The following is a 15622-nucleotide window of genomic DNA, read 5'->3' on the forward strand; positions in this document are numbered from 1 at the left end:
TGGGGAATTGGAGAGGAAAAACTGGTTATTCTCGTTGAGATTAAACATAAAGCTGTAAATTTTCGGCAAAGGTCGAAAATTTACAGCTTATAGAAAAGGCGGCCTAAAATGGATGGATACGTAGAACTAATATATACGGTCAGAAAGTAAAGCAATCACGGACATAACCATATTCGGAAGAAAACCACCATGCGATGTTATTGAAATTAATATTCCAACCAATACCGTTCGTACCTAAAGAAGCATTACCATCACTTGCCCAATACCAAAGGTTGAAAGGTGTACCTCCACAATCCGACATTTTCTGTAGTAAGAGACCTGACTCCCATCTCTCTCCGCTACTTACTTCAGCAGCGTATTTGGTTCCTCCACATGCATCAATTATATGATTCCATTCCACAACAGATGGCAAATGCCATCCACTTGTATTACTGGGCAACGACGAGTTATAAGTCTTCGCCACTACTACACCATCATTATAATAATAGTAATCCTTTGAAGCATCTTCTAATGCGAAAACTATCCCGTGCGGTATAGAATGCGATTGATCGCTCCCCACATACCCGATCATCCCACAAGGTGTCTTCCCTGAGTATTTTGCTATGCTCACAGTGTTATAAACCGTGCCGTCCGTACAGACAACCTTACCCACATCAGCTGTTGTAACCTTCGACAAAGTCGTGACATACAACGAGCTCGGACTGACCATGAAGTTAATGCCCTTTCCCTTATCAAGCGTCTGTCCAGACAAGTCCTTCTGCAAGGTGCAAATTTCTCCATTGACTGTAAATGACACTGACAGCACGGCCCCCGCAGGAAACGTTTGCGGAACGAGCATCAACAGATTGTTATCGGCACTCGAAGTAAGAGATATGTCGGATCCCTCACTGCCTGTAACGGCCTTGTTGACCGCCAACGTATAGTTGGCAGTCGATGCTGTTGATACCGTCCAACTATTATTTGCGAGGTCGTAAGTGCCGCTACTATATACGTTATTGAGGGAAATAGATTTCACGGTACAAGCCGGCGTACCTTTCTGAAGTGTAAACGCCACCTTGCTCAGCGCATGATCGAATGTCAACAGCACAGGCGAGGGCGCATCATTGGCCGCCCGCGCTACGCCCATGTTCTTTGCCACAAGCAGGTCGGGCTGGTTCGCAATGTCAGTGGAGGAAGCAGTATAAGTGAGCGTGCCGACAGCCGATGCGCTTACCATATCGTTGGTGTTAGTCGGCGCATAGGCATAGAAAGAAAGTTTGCCGACAGGCCAATAGTGCTTGGCAGAGGTCTCCCAGTAACCGCCGGACGCCACAGCCTGCTCGTTGTTGAAAAACACAGAGCCGTCGGCATGTTTGGCACCGACATAAAATCCCGTAATCGTATTACTGACCGAGGCTTTAGTGAGTGGTTCTGCAGCAGAGAAACATATCTGGCTCCTACCCTTTTCGTTTGTCGTGCCCGTCTCTTCGGTTGAGCAAGCAACAAGCAAAGCTGAAACAGCAAGCAACATAAAGAAGTTTCTAAGACACATAATATACCCTTTTATTATCATCGCACCTATAGAAACCCCGGATTCGGCCTTGTTAAATCATACATTGTTACCTAAAGGACATAAAAAAACGTGGGCATCTGTACAGATTGTCCAGTTTTCAGGTCGTAGGAAACCCCAGATGGAACAATTGCACAGAACGTCCACGCCTGAGGTTATTATACACCACTCCCATCCGGGTGTGGAATAAATACACCAAAGCGCAGACATTCACTTCGCAATACCTCCATCTGATTCAAATTTCCTACGTTTGAAAACTGAAGATAATGTTTGTAAACGTCTTCCATGTGCCGAGGCCTTTGGTATGCCGGCTACGCTTAGCCGACGGCTACGACACGATTATGTCCGAGGAAGACATGCAGCAAGCCACAAATCTTCTCCGTTGCAAAGTTACGGCATTTTTGTGAGAATCTGACTGTTCTTCGAATTTTTTTTTCATTCTATCCTATTTTTTGTGGTGGGAAAGAAAGATGTACGCACTATAAAGCCTATAAGAGGATCCTGCTAACAAGTCTGTCATACAGAAAGGAAAAGTGCAAAGGAAAATAGTAATTGTTAGATAAACTGACAAAAAACGAGGCGCGAGAAGGCGATTCTTGCAAGCGGCCATGGTATTTGCCGTGATTTTTTAATTTTCGCCAACATTTAGTATTTACCTAACTATCAACAACTTGCGCAAACGCTATACTCCTTGCATTTGTAAAATTGCCTTTTGCTTACGAAATTGAACAGCAAAAATTCGATCATCTCAGTGGATTTACCTCATCAAAGCAGTGATTTGAAGAGGAGAAATCAGTGAGATGGTGCGATGAAATCACTGATTTTTCACTTTTCAAGTCCCTTTCTGATGTTCAAGCCCTTATTTTCTTGATTCCATTATCTCTGGAATGCATGTTGCCGCGGAAGTATTTTTGTCGGAACTATTTCACAGATTTGTTAATATTACATAATTCATAGATAAAATACTGACTATATGAATGATATGAAAGAGAAAAGTGCTAACTTTGCACCCGATTTTAGAGGACACGGTAAAAGTGCCCGATATATTTCACATAAAGTCTAACTTTATTAATTCATTAACAACAAAATTTTTTATGTCAGATTTTAACAACGTCAAGAACGTGCAGCCATTGGCCGACTTCAACTGGGACGAGTTTGAGAACGGCAGCAGCTCCAACGTGAGCAAGCAGGATCTTGAGAAGGCCTACGATGAGACCCTCAACAAGATTCAGGAGCACGAGGTAGTAGAAGGTACCGTCATCTCCATCGACAAGAAGGAAGTAGTCGTCAACATCGGCTACAAGAGCGATGGTATCATCCCCGCCTCCGAGTTCCGTTACAACCCCGACCTGAAGGTTGGCGACAAGGTGGAAGTCTATGTGGAAGACCAGGAGGACAAGAAGGGTCAGCTGGTACTCTCTCACAAGAAGGCTCGCCTGAGCAAGAGCTGGGAGCTCATCAACAAGGCTATGGAGAACAACGAGGTCATCCAGGGCTACATCAAGTGCCGTACTAAGGGCGGTATGATCGTTGATGTCTTCGGCATCGAGGCCTTCCTCCCCGGCAGCCAGATTGACGTTCATCCTATACGCGACTACGACATGTTCGTGGGCAAGACCATGGAATTCAAGGTGGTGAAGATCAACCAGGAGTTCCGCAACGTGGTCGTATCGCACAAGGCACTCATCGAGGCCGAGCTCGAGGCTCAGAAGCGAGAGATCATCTCTCACTTGGAGAAGGGCCAGGTGCTCGAGGGTACTGTCAAAAACATCACCTCTTACGGTGTATTCGTCGACCTCGGCGGTGTGGACGGACTGGTGCATATCACCGACCTCTCTTGGGGCCGCGTCAGCGATCCGCATGAGGTTGTACAGCTCGACCAGAAGATCAATGTCGTTATCCTCGACTTCGATGAGGAGAAGAAGCGCATTGCTCTCGGCCTGAAGCAGCTCACTCCGCATCCTTGGGATTCTCTCGATCCTAACCTCAAGGTGGGTGACCACGTCAAGGGTAAGGTTGTCGTCATCGCCGACTACGGTGCATTCGTTGAGATCCAGCCCGGTGTTGAGGGCCTGATCCACGTCAGCGAGATGTCTTGGAGCCAGCACCTCCGCTCTGCTCAGGAGTTCCTGCACGTAGGTGACGAGGTAGAGGCCGTGATCCTCTCTCTCGACCGCCAGGAGCGCAAGATGAGCCTGGGTATCAAGCAGCTCAAAGAGGATCCTTGGGAGACCATCGAACAGAAGTATCCTGTCGGCAGCCGCCACACTGCTAAGGTTCGCAACTTCACCAACTTCGGTATCTTCGTAGAGCTCGAGGAAGGTGTTGACGGACTGATCCACATCTCTGACCTGAGCTGGACCAAGAAGGTGAAGCATCCTTCTGAGTTCACTTCTGTTGGTGCAGACATCGACGTTGTCGTTCTCGACATCGACAAGGAGAACCGTCGTCTGAGCCTCGGCCACAAGCAGCTCGAGGAGAATCCTTGGGACAAGTACGAGGAGATCTACACTCCGGGTTCTGTCCACGAGGGCAAGATCACAGAGATGATGGACAAGGGCGCTGTCATCACCCTGACAGAGGGTGGCGAAGGCTTCGCTACTCCTAAGCACCTGACCAAGGAAGACGGCTCTCAGGCTAAGCTCGGTGAGGTTCTTCCGTTCAAGGTGATCGAGTTCAACAAAGATTCTCGCCGCATCATCCTCTCCCACTCTCGTACATTCGAGGAGGGCAAGGACGAGCCTAAGGCAACTCGCCGCCACAACTCCGGCGCCCGCAAGGCTCAGGATACTCCGGTGATCAACAATGTTGCTGCCGGTACAAGTCTGGGCGATCTCGACGTGCTGGCTAAGCTGAAGGCAGACCTCGAGAACGGCAAGTAATCAATAGACTGCGAAGACACAGCTCTCTCCGACCATTTAGTGAAGAGAGCTTCCACTTATAAAGACTGCAAGACTTCGGTTTTGCAGTTTTTTTTATACCTTTTTATGCTCATCCGCTATAGCTTCCGTACCATAGAAACAAGGATTTTCAGTAACTATACAGCAGAAGACCTCTGTGGCTTACTTTGTTTATCTCAAGAATTTGAGAATTCTTCTATCGACTGGAATTCAAAAGAATTATCAGAAGGAAAGCCCGTATTGCAGCTTATACTCTCCAATTCTCATCGATACTCTATGATGCGCAGCAAATTCTATAATTCTCAAATTCTTGATAACAAAAAACCACTAATAAGTCTTCAACTTCATTCGCTGAACATTTACGATTTACCGTATATTAATTAATAAGTGTTAATACACAGATATTTCATTTCTGTTCATAATAAAAATTGTCGATTTTTCATTACCTTTGCAACGATTTAAAACACATCGACGTTGCTATTCTTGCAACATCTTGTCAAATCAACAAGCATATTTTTTATATTCTATGTATAGCAAAGAAGAATTATTAGCTAAGAATACTTCTGAACTGGAAGATATTGCTCAGCAATTAGGCATGGAGCTGGATCCAGACGCCTCCAAGGAGAAAGTCGTCTATGACATCCTTGACAAGCAGGCCGACGACAGCAGCCATGCTACAGCTTCAGCAACAACTACCGGCAAAAGAAAACGCATAAGGATAACTGCTCCTGAAACCGATTACGTGTATTCTGTAAATGGAAAGAATGGAGAAAACCTCGATATGAAAAGAAATAAGAAAGTAGTCGAGAATACTTTGTTTTCTGACAACACTAATACTCAGGCACCTGCCGAAGCTAAAGAAGAAAATAAAGCTAACGATCATCAGACGGCACAAAACGGCGAACAGGGCTCTCTGTTCCAGCAAGTAGAGGCCCTCAAGAAGGAACTTGACAACCTGCCTAAGCATCGTGGCCCCAAGACCAAGCAGGAAAAGGAATTGATCGAAAGAATCAACCAACTCCAAAAGCAAATAGAAGTTGCTGCACAGAATATGGCAGAAGAAACTCAGGCCGACGAAAGCAGCGCCGATAGTACTACCGAAGACAATGCACCTGATACCAACACAGAATTGGTTCCCGAAGAGGCTTTTGCCACTGGCAAAAATCAAGGTGAGAACGATGGCCAGGAACATAACATTCTGACAAAGTTGCAGGAAAAAGTCAACGAGCACAACGAACATAACAAGCAGCAGGAGGCTTCGGCTAACACTGAAGACGGTGTGTGGGAAGGCGATCCCGGCGACGGCACCGATTTCATTCCTGTTGTGGACCTTCCGATTGAAGACCAGGGAATGACGCCAAACTATGACATGTTTGACAATCCCACGACTCCATACAATAATAATGAGTATCCCGCTTCCGACTATCAGGAGGAAGAGGAACAGCAGGAACCGAACGGCAATTACGATTTCGACGACATCATCTCCGCCAATGGCGTGCTGGAAATTATGCCCGACGGCTATGGTTTCCTCCGGTCAAGCGATTATAACTATCTCTCCTCCCCCGACGACATCTATGTTGCCGTCAACCAGGTGAAACACTATGGACTGAAGACGGGCGACGTCGTTCAGTGCCATGTGAGACCACCCAAGGAAGGTGAGAAATATTTCCCTCTGACTTCCATCGACTCCATCAACGGACGCAATCCATCGGAAGTAAGAGACAGAATTCCTTTTGAGCATCTTACTCCGCTCTTCCCCGACGAGAAGTTCACACTCTGCGGTGATCCGAAGACCACCAACCTCTCCACCCGTATCGTCGACCTCTTCTCTCCGATCGGCAAAGGCCAGCGTGCGCTCATCGTGGCACAGCCAAAGACCGGTAAGACCATCTTGATGAAGAATATCGCCAATGCCATCGCAGCCAATCATCCCGAGGCTTATCTGATGATGCTGCTCATCGACGAGCGCCCTGAGGAGGTCACCGATATGGCCCGCACTGTCAACGCCGAGGTCATCGCCTCTACCTTCGACGAGCCTGCTGAGCGCCACGTCAAGATTGCAGGTATCGTGCTCGAAAAAGCCAAACGCATGGTAGAATGCGGCCACGATGTGGTCATCTTCCTCGACTCCATCACCCGACTGGCCCGTGCCTACAACACAGTATCTCCTGCCAGCGGCAAGGTGCTCACCGGTGGTGTCGATGCCAACGCACTGCAAAAGCCGAAGCGATTCTTCGGTGCCGCACGTAACATCGAAGGCGGCGGCTCACTGACCATCATCGCCACAGCACTTATCGATACCGGCAGCAAGATGGATGAGGTGATCTTTGAGGAATTCAAGGGTACCGGCAACATGGAGCTGCAGCTCGACCGCTCATTGTCCAACAAGCGTATCTTCCCGGCTGTCAACCTCGTAGCGTCCAGCACGCGTCGTGACGACCTGCTGCAAGACAAGACCACGCTGTCGCGTATGTGGATCTTGCGCAAGTTCATTTCCGACATGAATCCGATGGAAGCCATGAACACAATTCATGACAAAATGGAGCGCACAAAAGACAACGCCGAGTTTCTTGCATCCATGAACGATTGAAGAAATTTGGAAAAAAAATAACGAAAAGTTTGGTGGGTACCTAAAAAAAGTGTACCTTTGCACTCGCAATTCCAAAACAGACGGTTGAGGATTGCCAAACAACTAAAGAATGCGCCCTTAGCTCAGCTGGTAGAGCAACTGACTCTTAATCAGTGGGTCTAGGGTTCGAATCCCTAAGGGCGCACTTCTTTTACTTGAGAATGCGCCCTTAGCTCAGTTGGTAGAGCAACTGACTCTTAATCAGTGGGTCTAGGGTTCGAATCCCTAAGGGCGCACTTCTTTTACTTGAGAATGCGCCCTTAGCTCAGCTGGTAGAGCAACTGACTCTTAATCAGTGGGTCTAGGGTTCGAGTCCCTAAGGGCGCACAAAGGCTGAATCTTTCGAGATTCAGCTTTTTTGTTTCCATAACTCTCCCACTTCCCTATTTTGAATGTGCCATATTTTGTAGTTTGCAAATAAAACACTATCTTTGCAATAGAAATAAGTAATAGAAACGATGGGAATATTCGGACTTTTTAATAAGAAGAAAAAAGAGACGCTTGATGCAGGACTGGAAAAGACCAAGCAGAGTGTCTTCAGTAAGATCACGCGTGCCATCGCGGGTAAGTCCAAGGTTGACGATGATGTGCTCGACAATCTTGAGGAAGCACTGATCACCTCAGATGTAGGTGTGGATACCACCTTGAAGATCATCCACCGCATCGAGGAGAGAGTGGCAAGAGACAAATATGTGTCCACTTCTGAGCTCAACACCATCCTGAAAGAAGAAATAGCCTCACTGCTCACCGAAAACAACACGAAAGACAGCAGTAACTGGGATCTACCCAGCGACCACAAGCCTTACGTGATACTGGTGGTCGGTGTCAACGGCGTCGGCAAGACCACAACCATAGGCAAACTGGCTTACCAGTTCAAGCAAGCAGGAAAGAAAGTATATCTCGGTGCCGCCGACACTTTCCGCGCTGCTGCCGTAGAGCAGATACAGATCTGGGGTGATCGCGTAGGAGTGCCCGTCATCAAGCAGCAAATGGGCGCAGACCCTGCCAGCGTCGCCTTCGACACACTGCAAAGCGCAAAAGCCAACGGCGCTGATGTCGTGCTCATCGATACCGCCGGACGTCTGCACAACAAGGTTGGTCTGATGAATGAGCTGAAGAAGATCAAGGATGTCATGAAGAAAGTGGTGCCCACCGCTCCCGACGAGGTATTGCTGGTGCTCGATGGCAGTACAGGACAGAACGCCTTTGAGCAGGCCAAGCAGTTCTCTGCTGTCACCTCCATCACTTCTCTGGCTATCACCAAACTCGACGGTACCGCCAAGGGCGGCGTTGTCATCGGCATTTCCGACCAGCTGAAAGTGCCCGTGAAATACATCGGCCTCGGAGAGAAAATGGAGGACCTCCAGCTCTTTAACCGGAAAGAATTTGTTGACTCACTCTTTTAATCGCTCAATCAGCTGACACCGTTCGACAAACGACAGCTGCAAAATATAAAATGAAGAATAGAATAGACTTTATCACTATGGGGTGCTCAAAAAACCTCGTAGACTCTGAACAACTCATGCGGCGCTTCGAGCAGGAGGGCTATCATTGTGTACACGATCCAAAGCGCCCTGCCGGAGACATCGCCGTCATCAATACGTGCGGATTTATAGAAGCGGCCAAAGAGGAAAGCATCAACACGATCCTGGAGTTTGTCGATGCCAAGCAGCATGGCAAACTCAAGAAACTCTTTGTCATGGGCTGCCTCTCACAGCGCTATCGCAAGGAGTTGGAGGAATCGATACCCGAAGTCGATAAATTCTATGGTAAGTTTGACTACCGACAGCTGTTGCAGGATCTTGGACCGGCAAAAGTCGAAGCCGCAGACACTGACGCAACTGCTGACCAGCAGCAAGCGGCGCAGGCAAACAAGAGCTTCAGCCAATCGCGCGTTGACGCCAACAGTCGCCGTAAGCTGACGACGCCTCATCACTATGCTTACATCAAGATAGCAGAGGGATGCGACCGTCACTGCGCCTACTGCGCCATACCATTGATCACCGGCAAGCATGTCTCCCGGCCGATAGACGACATCCTCAACGAGGTGCAGGAACTGGTCAAAGAAGGCGTGAAAGAGTTTCAGATTATTGAACAGGAACTGACCTATTACGGCATCGACCTCTACCACAAGCCGATGATCGCGGAGCTCATCAGCCGCATGGCGGACATCCCCGGAGTGAAGTGGATAAGGTTGCACTATGCCTATCCCAACCAATTCCCCCTGGAGTTGCTGGATGTGATGCGCGAGAAGCCAAATGTCTGCCGTTATCTCGACATTGCTCTGCAACACATCTCCGACCACATGCTCGAAAGAATGCACCGCCACGTCACCAAGGAAGATACCATCAATCTCCTCCGTACGATTCGCGAGCGCGTTCCCGGCATTCACATCAGGACCACGCTGATGGTGGGATTCCCCGGTGAGACAGAGGAAGACTTTAACGAGTTGCTCGACTTCGTGCGTGAGCAGCGCTTTGAGCGTATGGGAGCCTTTGCCTACTCCGAGGAGGAGGGCACCTATTCCGCCCTTCACTACGACGATGACGTGCCGGAAGAGGTGAAGCAGCAGCGCCTCGACAAGCTCATGGCGCTGCAACAGCAGATCAGCGAGGAGATAGAATCCGAGAAAGTGGGTAAGACTTTCCCCGTGATCATCGATCGCAAAGAGGGCGACTATTATGTGGGTCGCACCGAATACTGCTCTCCCGAAGTAGATCCCGAAGTGCTCATCCCCGTGAAAAACAAGCGCTTGCGCGTCGGCAACTTCTATCAAGTGAAGATGACAGGCAGTGACGAGTTTGATTTATATGGACAAGTATGAACAACAAGGAATTCATCAGCACTTTAGCCTCTGACACCGGCTATACGCAGGCCGACACACAGAAAATGGTCAACACGGTCATCGAGGCGATGAAAAAAGCCTTTGAGGACGGCGACAGTGTGCAGATCACCAACTTCGGCTCTTTCGAGGTGAAGAAAAGACTCGAACGCATTGTCGTCAACCCGGGCAACGGACAGCGGATGCTGGTACCACCAAAACTTGTGCTCAGCTTCAAGCCCACATCCGCAATCAAAGAAACTTTGAAAGGAAAATCATGAACAAACAACTCATCAAAGACTTATCACAAGAACTCGTCGACAAATTTGAACTTGACAAGAAGCAGGCCAACAGCTTTGTCGAGAAGATGTTCAGTGTCTTGCAGGATGGTCTTCAAGACGAGAAGATTGTGAAGATCAAAGGATTGGGTACTTTCAAAGTCATCAGTGTGCAGTCGAGAAAGAGCATCGATGTCAACACGGGTGAGCCGATTCTTATCGACGGCAGAGATAAGATCAGCTTCACGCCGGACAGCGATATGCGTGATTTTGTCAACCGCCCCTTCTCTCAATTTGAGACAGTAGCTGTCAACGACGGCACTGACTTTAGCCTCATCGACAAGAAATTTGAAGAAGAGGAAAAGGATGAAACATCGGAGAATTCTGTTGAAGATAAACAAGAGGATTCCATTGCAAATCAGCAAGAGGATTCTATTGCAAATCAACAAGAAGGTTCGATTGAGAATCAACAACAGAAAGATTCTGTTGAAGATAAGCAAGAAGAAACTCCCGAGAATCAACCAGAAGAAGTTCAGAACAGCAATGTTCAATCCTTAGCGACAGAAGCACCGAGCGAAGTGAATGATACTTTTCTCCAGGAGAATATTCTTTCAGAAGCTCCATCTTCTAAGGAGGAGGAAGACCCTGCACAAGATGAACCAGCAGCGGAAGAGGACAGCTCTACTCAAGAAACTCCTTCTATAATTGAAGCTGCTAATAGTCAAGAGAGTGAAGATCCAAGCAATGAGGAAGACACTAAACAGGAAGCGCTGACGCAAGAGCCGAATGAACCTGAACAGGAATCGCAAGAAAATGCGCCGAAAGCCGAAGACATAAAGCAAGAGATCAAAGATTCAAAGCCGGAGATACAAGCCATTGATCTTGAGCAGAAAGTGCAAACGGCAACCGCCAGCATCAGCCGGCAATTCGAGGATGAGAACCACATCTTGCAGGCTGCGAATGAAGAGCTGCGAAATAATTTCCGTCATCAATATCGGATGATGAAGGGTGTCCTTTCTGTTTTCGTGATCATCGTTTTGCTATGTTTGGGTGGTGGCTATTTTCTGCTCAACCAACTGAAGAAGCGTGATCACCGCATTGAGATGCTGGAAATATTGGCCTACCGTAATAAGAATGGTATCAATACGCAACCCTGCAATGACTCTGCACTCAACACAACATCATCAACAGCAAACCAACCCAGCCAAAAGCAGACTTCAAACGAAGCCCAGGCTAAGGAAAATGCTAAGGTAAAAGAAAAGATGGAGAGCCAGGAAGCAAGCAACAAAGATGCTTCACAGCCCTCAACGACAACCAATAGCAATCTGCAAAAAGATGGTCAACGCAATGCCATGAAGGCTGCGGCAAATACAAATAATACTAAGCAGAAACCATCTGAGAGCGCAGCGTCAAAGCAAGAGACTGACAAAGATCAGACTGCTTATAACCAAGACGTAAGAATCCGCACGGGAGCCTACCGCATCGTTGGCGTCAGCCATACGGTGAAAGTACGAAGCGGACAGACACTCACTTCCATCAGCCGCGCCAATCTTGGACCGGGAATGGAATGCTATGTACAAGCTGTCAACGGTGGTAAAACGGACTTTAAAGCAGGAGAAAGCGTCAAGATCCCCAAACTTCAAATCAAAAAGAGGAAATAAAAAGAAAGAGAAAAGAATGTTGGATGATCCAACTCCTTAGAAATATAAGCTAATAACGATTTTGCGGGGTAGCCTCAAATGCTAAAGGATAAATTCTTTAGCCGGGGCTCCCCCGCAAAAGCATTATTTAGAAGGGAAGATCATCAGCGGCATCGCCATTGTCTTGCGCTGGTGCTGTCGGAGCTGCTGTACTGGTTGGAGCAGCTGCTGGAGCAACAGGGGCTTGGCCACCCAACTGACTTGTAGGAGCTGCCATAGCAGTACCGCCAACAGCGTTAGGATCTACATGGTCAACACGGAAAGCACTGATATCATTGAAATAGCGGTCTTGCCATGGATGAGCATTGATATCCAACCACACGTGTACCGTGTCGCCCTGATGAATATTGAATTGCTCGAGCTTGTCTGCGCCGAAGACACGGAACAAGCAAGCACGAGGATATTGGTCTTTCGTCTGAATCACAAATTCCTGGGATTTCCAAGCGTTACCAGTGCGCTGAGAAACGCCCTCCTTAGCAGGGTACTCTTTGATGATCACCCCTTCTACTTCTATTCCTTGTAATGCCATTTATGAGAGTTTTTTAGTTGAACTATTTTTTGTTATACTGCAAAGATAATGATAAAGACGGAAATATCAAGCAATTCGATTGAAAAAAAACAAAAAATAAAAAATAATATGTCATTGCTTCCCAGTTTTGTTATTTTCTTATTATCTTTGTATAGACGAAAACAAATAAAAACATTATTATATGAGATTTAGTCTTTCAAGCTCCGCGTTGAGCACTCGACTGCAAACATTGGCGAAGGTCATCAACTCCAAAAACTCCATGCCCATCTTGGAATGCTTCGTGTTTGATGTCAGCCAAGGACAACTTCACATCACGGCCAGCGATGGCGAGAACCGCATGACTTCTTTGGTCAGCTTGAGCGAATGCGACAGCGAAGGATCTTTTGCCATTTCCAGCCGTCTGATCCTCGATGCAGTGAAGCTGCTTCCTGAGCAGCCCCTCGCCTTCGATGTCAACTTGGAATCTTTTCAGGTGACTGTTGAATATCAAAATGGTCAGTATCAGCTCGTGGCACAAAACGCTGAGGAGTATCCTCAGGTGCAGCCTATGGAGGGCGACATCCATACGCTGACAATTGACGCCGGCGTTTTGGTAAGCAATCTCTCACGCACGCTCTTTGCTACGGACAACAACGAGATCCGCCCTGTGATGAATGGTGTTTACTTCGACTTGACGCCAGAGCATCTGGCTATCGTCGCCAGCGACGGACACAAGTTGGTGCGCTGCCGCAACTACGACATCAAGTCCGAGACTCCGGCCTCTTTCATCCTTCCTAAGAAGCCGGCAAACCTCTTGAAAAACGGACTCGACCCAACCAGCGGCGATGTGGTCATCAAGTTCAACAACAATGCAGCTGAACTGACATTTGCCGAAGGCACACTGCGTTGCCAGCTGATCGAGGGCACCTTCCCCAACTACAACGCTGCGATTCCTGCTGACAACCCCAATGAGCTCCTCGTTGACCGTAAGGCTCTCATGGACAGCATCCGCCGCGTACTGCCTTTCGCCAGCATCAGCAGTCAGCTGATCCGCTTCAGACTGTCGATGGGCTCTTTACAGCTCTCTGCTGAGGACATCGACTTTGCGACAAGCGCTAAAGAGACTTTGGTGTGTGAGTACAACGGACAGCCTTTGCAGATCGGCTTCCGCGGTGACTATTTCTGCGAAGTCCTCTCCTCGCTCGACAGCGACGACGTGAAAGTGATGCTGGGCGATCCCAGCCGTCCGGGCATTGTATTGCCAAGTGTGCAGGATGAGCATGAGGATGTGCTGATGCTGATCATGCCGTTAATTCTGAATGAGTAATTGTCAACTATCATAAGATAATATCTTCGCAGCTACGAGTCTTGAAAGCCGAATCGTCCGATATTCTCTTCAAGACTCGTAGTGGCATATTTGGTGGAATATATTTTTCATGAAACTGAATCTTAAAAAGCCTCTGGTCATCTTTGACTTGGAATCAACAGGCTTAGACCTCGTCAATGACCGAATCATACAAATTTCTTACGTGAAAGTATCACCCAACGGTGATGAGGAGCGGAAAAACATTTTTGTCAACCCCGGAAAGCCCATCCCCCACGAAGTGCAGGAGCTCACCGGCATCACCGACGACAATGTCAAAGACGCACCCACTTTCAAGCAGTTGGCCAAGCAACTGGCAGACAGTTTCTCCGGTTGTGACTTTGCCGGATACAATTCCAATCGCTTCGACATTCCTCTGCTGGCCGAGGAGTTTCTCCGTGCCGGCATAGACTTCGACTTCTCGCGCTGCCATCTCATCGATGCCCAAAGCATCTTCTTCAAGATGGAGCCCCGCAACCTGTCCGCTGCCTATAAGTTCTACACGGGCCACAACATGGAAGACGACTTGAAGGCTCACCGCGCTGACCAAGACGCGGAAGCCACCTACAGAGTGCTGCAAGGTGAACTGGACATGTATAATCCTGAGAAAGCGGAAGATCCGAAGCGCGCATTACCCAACGACATGGACGCTCTGGCTGAGTTCTCTGCCATGAACGACAATGTCGACTTTGCTGGCCGCATCGTATGGAAAGAGATGAAAGACGCACAAGGTCATCCCATCCTCGACGAAAAAGGGAAGCCACGCCGACAAGAGGTCTTCAACTTTGGCAAATACCGTGGTTGGGCTGTCACCGACGTGCTCCACCGCGACCCCGGCTTCTTCAGCTGGATGCTTGGTGCCGACTTCACGCTCAACACCAAGCAAGTGCTCACACGCATCCGCCTGCGCGAGGCTAAACTCAATATGCAAGCGGCTGCACATACTAAATGATCATGATGAAACCAGCATTTCTCCTTTGCCTCTCTCTGCTCATGATGCTTCTCTCCCCCGCAAAAGGAGCATCGCAGGAGTTGAACATGAAGGTGACTGTCAACCACAGCCAGATTCAGGGCACTGACGCCTCTGTCTTCGACAATCTGCAACAGGCGATCACCACTTTCGTCAACGACAGGCAATGGACCCACATGCAGTTTCGAAAAAATGAGAAAATCAATTGCAGCTTGGCCATCACAGTGAGCAAATATGATCCCGCGACAAATATGTTCACCTGCAAAGCACTGATCCAAGCCAACCGTCCAGTGTTCAACGCATCGTACACAACCACGCTCTACAACAACAACGACAAGGACTTTAACTTCAAATATGCCCAATTCGACCAACTGGAGTTTAAAGACGAGATGGTTGACAATGCGCTCACGGCGGTATTGGCTTACTATGCTTATCTCATCATTGGCTTGGACCTGGACAGCTTCTCCCCTATGGGCGGTGAGGATGTGTTGCAACTTTGCATGAACCTGGCCAACAATGCCCAGAACTTGGAAGTGACGGGATGGAAAGCTTTCGACAATGACAGAAACCGCTTCGCCATCATCAACGACTATCTTGATGGCAGCATGAAGCCTTTCCGACAACTGCAATACGACTATTATCGGCTTGGACTCGACCAAATGGCCGAAAACAGCGAGCGTGGAAGAGCGCAGATCACCAACGCCATCGAAAACGACTTGAAGACTGCCCACGAGAACAGGCCAACAAGTATGCTCCCGCAGATTTGGACCGACTACAAACGTGATGAGTTGGCAAATATCTATCAGGGTAAAGGCACTCCAAAAGAGAAAGAGGCCATCTACGACATACTCTTTTCGATCAACGCCTCTCAGAACAATGCTTGGGACAAAATAAAACAATGACA

At 48.3% G+C, this 15622-nt stretch carries 11 protein-coding genes and 3 tRNA genes; 12 read left to right on the forward strand and 2 right to left on the reverse strand.

All coding sequences use genetic code 11. The features are described 5' to 3' along the window. Window positions 1–139: 139 nt before the first annotated feature. Window positions 140–1531, reverse strand: a complete 1392-nt coding sequence (locus NG346_RS04875) for a fimbrillin family protein (protein WP_262279661.1) — start codon at window positions 1529–1531, stop codon at window positions 140–142. 1112 nt (window positions 1532–2643) lie between these two features. On the opposite strand from NG346_RS04875, the gene rpsA reads away from it, so the two are divergent. From rpsA to NG346_RS04920, 9 genes are all read left to right on the forward strand, one after another. Then, entirely contained in the window at window positions 2644–4431 is a 1788-nt protein-coding gene (gene rpsA / locus NG346_RS04880) for a 30S ribosomal protein S1 (protein WP_262279660.1), read from the forward strand. Between the two features lie 544 nt (window positions 4432–4975). Next, complete coding sequence (rho, locus tag NG346_RS04885; RefSeq protein WP_262279659.1) at window positions 4976–7039, forward strand: transcription termination factor Rho; 2064 nt, start codon at window positions 4976–4978, stop codon at window positions 7037–7039. 111 nt (window positions 7040–7150) lie between these two features. Further along, window positions 7151–7223 (forward strand) — tRNA-Lys (locus NG346_RS04890). Between the two features lie 18 nt (window positions 7224–7241). Beyond that, window positions 7242–7314, forward strand: a tRNA-Lys gene (locus tag NG346_RS04895). Window positions 7315–7332: 18 nt separating this feature from the next. Next, window positions 7333–7405: transfer RNA gene (locus tag NG346_RS04900), tRNA-Lys, on the forward strand. Window positions 7406–7536: 131 nt separating this feature from the next. After that, window positions 7537–8484, forward strand: a complete 948-nt coding sequence (gene ftsY / locus NG346_RS04905) for a signal recognition particle-docking protein FtsY (protein WP_262279658.1) — start codon at window positions 7537–7539, stop codon at window positions 8482–8484. Between the two features lie 50 nt (window positions 8485–8534). Then, the gene (gene rimO, locus NG346_RS04910) at window positions 8535–9902 is read left to right on the forward strand and encodes a 30S ribosomal protein S12 methylthiotransferase RimO (RefSeq protein ID WP_262279657.1); all 1368 of its coding nucleotides are present in this window, start codon (window positions 8535–8537) and stop codon (window positions 9900–9902) included. Continuing rightward, window positions 9899–10180: an HU family DNA-binding protein gene (locus NG346_RS04915; protein ID WP_262279656.1), complete on the forward strand. Its 282-nt coding sequence runs from the start codon at window positions 9899–9901 to the stop codon at window positions 10178–10180. Before rimO ends, NG346_RS04915 begins: the two co-directional genes overlap by 4 nt. Continuing rightward, complete coding sequence (locus NG346_RS04920; protein WP_262279655.1) at window positions 10177–11838, forward strand: HU family DNA-binding protein; 1662 nt, start codon at window positions 10177–10179, stop codon at window positions 11836–11838. Before NG346_RS04915 ends, NG346_RS04920 begins: the two co-directional genes overlap by 4 nt. Window positions 11839–11965: 127 nt before the next feature. On the opposite strand, the gene NG346_RS04925 is transcribed toward NG346_RS04920, so the two are convergent. After that, complete coding sequence (locus NG346_RS04925; protein ID WP_262279654.1) at window positions 11966–12406, reverse strand: DUF3127 domain-containing protein; 441 nt, start codon at window positions 12404–12406, stop codon at window positions 11966–11968. A gap of 181 nt (window positions 12407–12587) precedes the next feature. On the opposite strand from NG346_RS04925, the gene dnaN reads away from it, so the two are divergent. The 3 genes from dnaN (at window position 12588) to porD (ending at window position 15620) form a co-directional block, all read left to right on the forward strand. Next, complete coding sequence (gene dnaN, locus NG346_RS04930; RefSeq protein ID WP_262279653.1) at window positions 12588–13712, forward strand: DNA polymerase III subunit beta; 1125 nt, start codon at window positions 12588–12590, stop codon at window positions 13710–13712. Between the two features lie 109 nt (window positions 13713–13821). After that, window positions 13822–14700: an exonuclease domain-containing protein gene (locus NG346_RS04935; RefSeq protein ID WP_262279652.1), complete on the forward strand. Its 879-nt coding sequence runs from the start codon at window positions 13822–13824 to the stop codon at window positions 14698–14700. A gap of 41 nt (window positions 14701–14741) precedes the next feature. Continuing rightward, window positions 14742–15620 carry a type IX secretion system protein PorD gene (porD, locus tag NG346_RS04940; RefSeq protein WP_396266729.1) on the forward strand — a complete coding sequence of 293 codons (879 nt, stop codon included), beginning with the start codon at window positions 14742–14744 and terminating at the stop codon, window positions 15618–15620. Window positions 15621–15622 lie beyond the last annotated feature (2 nt).

The sequence above is a fragment of the Hallella absiana genome (genome assembly GCF_025457485.1).
Taxonomy (GTDB): domain Bacteria; phylum Bacteroidota; class Bacteroidia; order Bacteroidales; family Bacteroidaceae; genus Prevotella; species Prevotella absiana.

What these genes read in the sequence shown, in the direction of transcription:
- NG346_RS04875 (WP_262279661.1), bottom strand. Translation starts at nt 1,531, where the DNA reads ATGTGTCTTAGAAACTTCTTTATGTTGCTTGCTGTTTCAGCTTTGCTT.
- rpsA (WP_262279660.1), top strand. Translation starts at nt 2,644, where the DNA reads ATGTCAGATTTTAACAACGTCAAGAACGTGCAGCCATTGGCCGACTTC.
- rho (WP_262279659.1), top strand. Translation starts at nt 4,976, where the DNA reads ATGTATAGCAAAGAAGAATTATTAGCTAAGAATACTTCTGAACTGGAA.
- ftsY (WP_262279658.1), top strand. Translation starts at nt 7,537, where the DNA reads ATGGGAATATTCGGACTTTTTAATAAGAAGAAAAAAGAGACGCTTGAT.
- rimO (WP_262279657.1), top strand. Translation starts at nt 8,535, where the DNA reads ATGAAGAATAGAATAGACTTTATCACTATGGGGTGCTCAAAAAACCTC.
- NG346_RS04915 (WP_262279656.1), top strand. Translation starts at nt 9,899, where the DNA reads ATGAACAACAAGGAATTCATCAGCACTTTAGCCTCTGACACCGGCTAT.
- NG346_RS04920 (WP_262279655.1), top strand. Translation starts at nt 10,177, where the DNA reads ATGAACAAACAACTCATCAAAGACTTATCACAAGAACTCGTCGACAAA.
- NG346_RS04925 (WP_262279654.1), bottom strand. Translation starts at nt 12,406, where the DNA reads ATGGCATTACAAGGAATAGAAGTAGAAGGGGTGATCATCAAAGAGTAC.
- dnaN (WP_262279653.1), top strand. Translation starts at nt 12,588, where the DNA reads ATGAGATTTAGTCTTTCAAGCTCCGCGTTGAGCACTCGACTGCAAACA.
- NG346_RS04935 (WP_262279652.1), top strand. Translation starts at nt 13,822, where the DNA reads ATGAAACTGAATCTTAAAAAGCCTCTGGTCATCTTTGACTTGGAATCA.
- porD (WP_396266729.1), top strand. Translation starts at nt 14,742, where the DNA reads ATGATGCTTCTCTCCCCCGCAAAAGGAGCATCGCAGGAGTTGAACATG.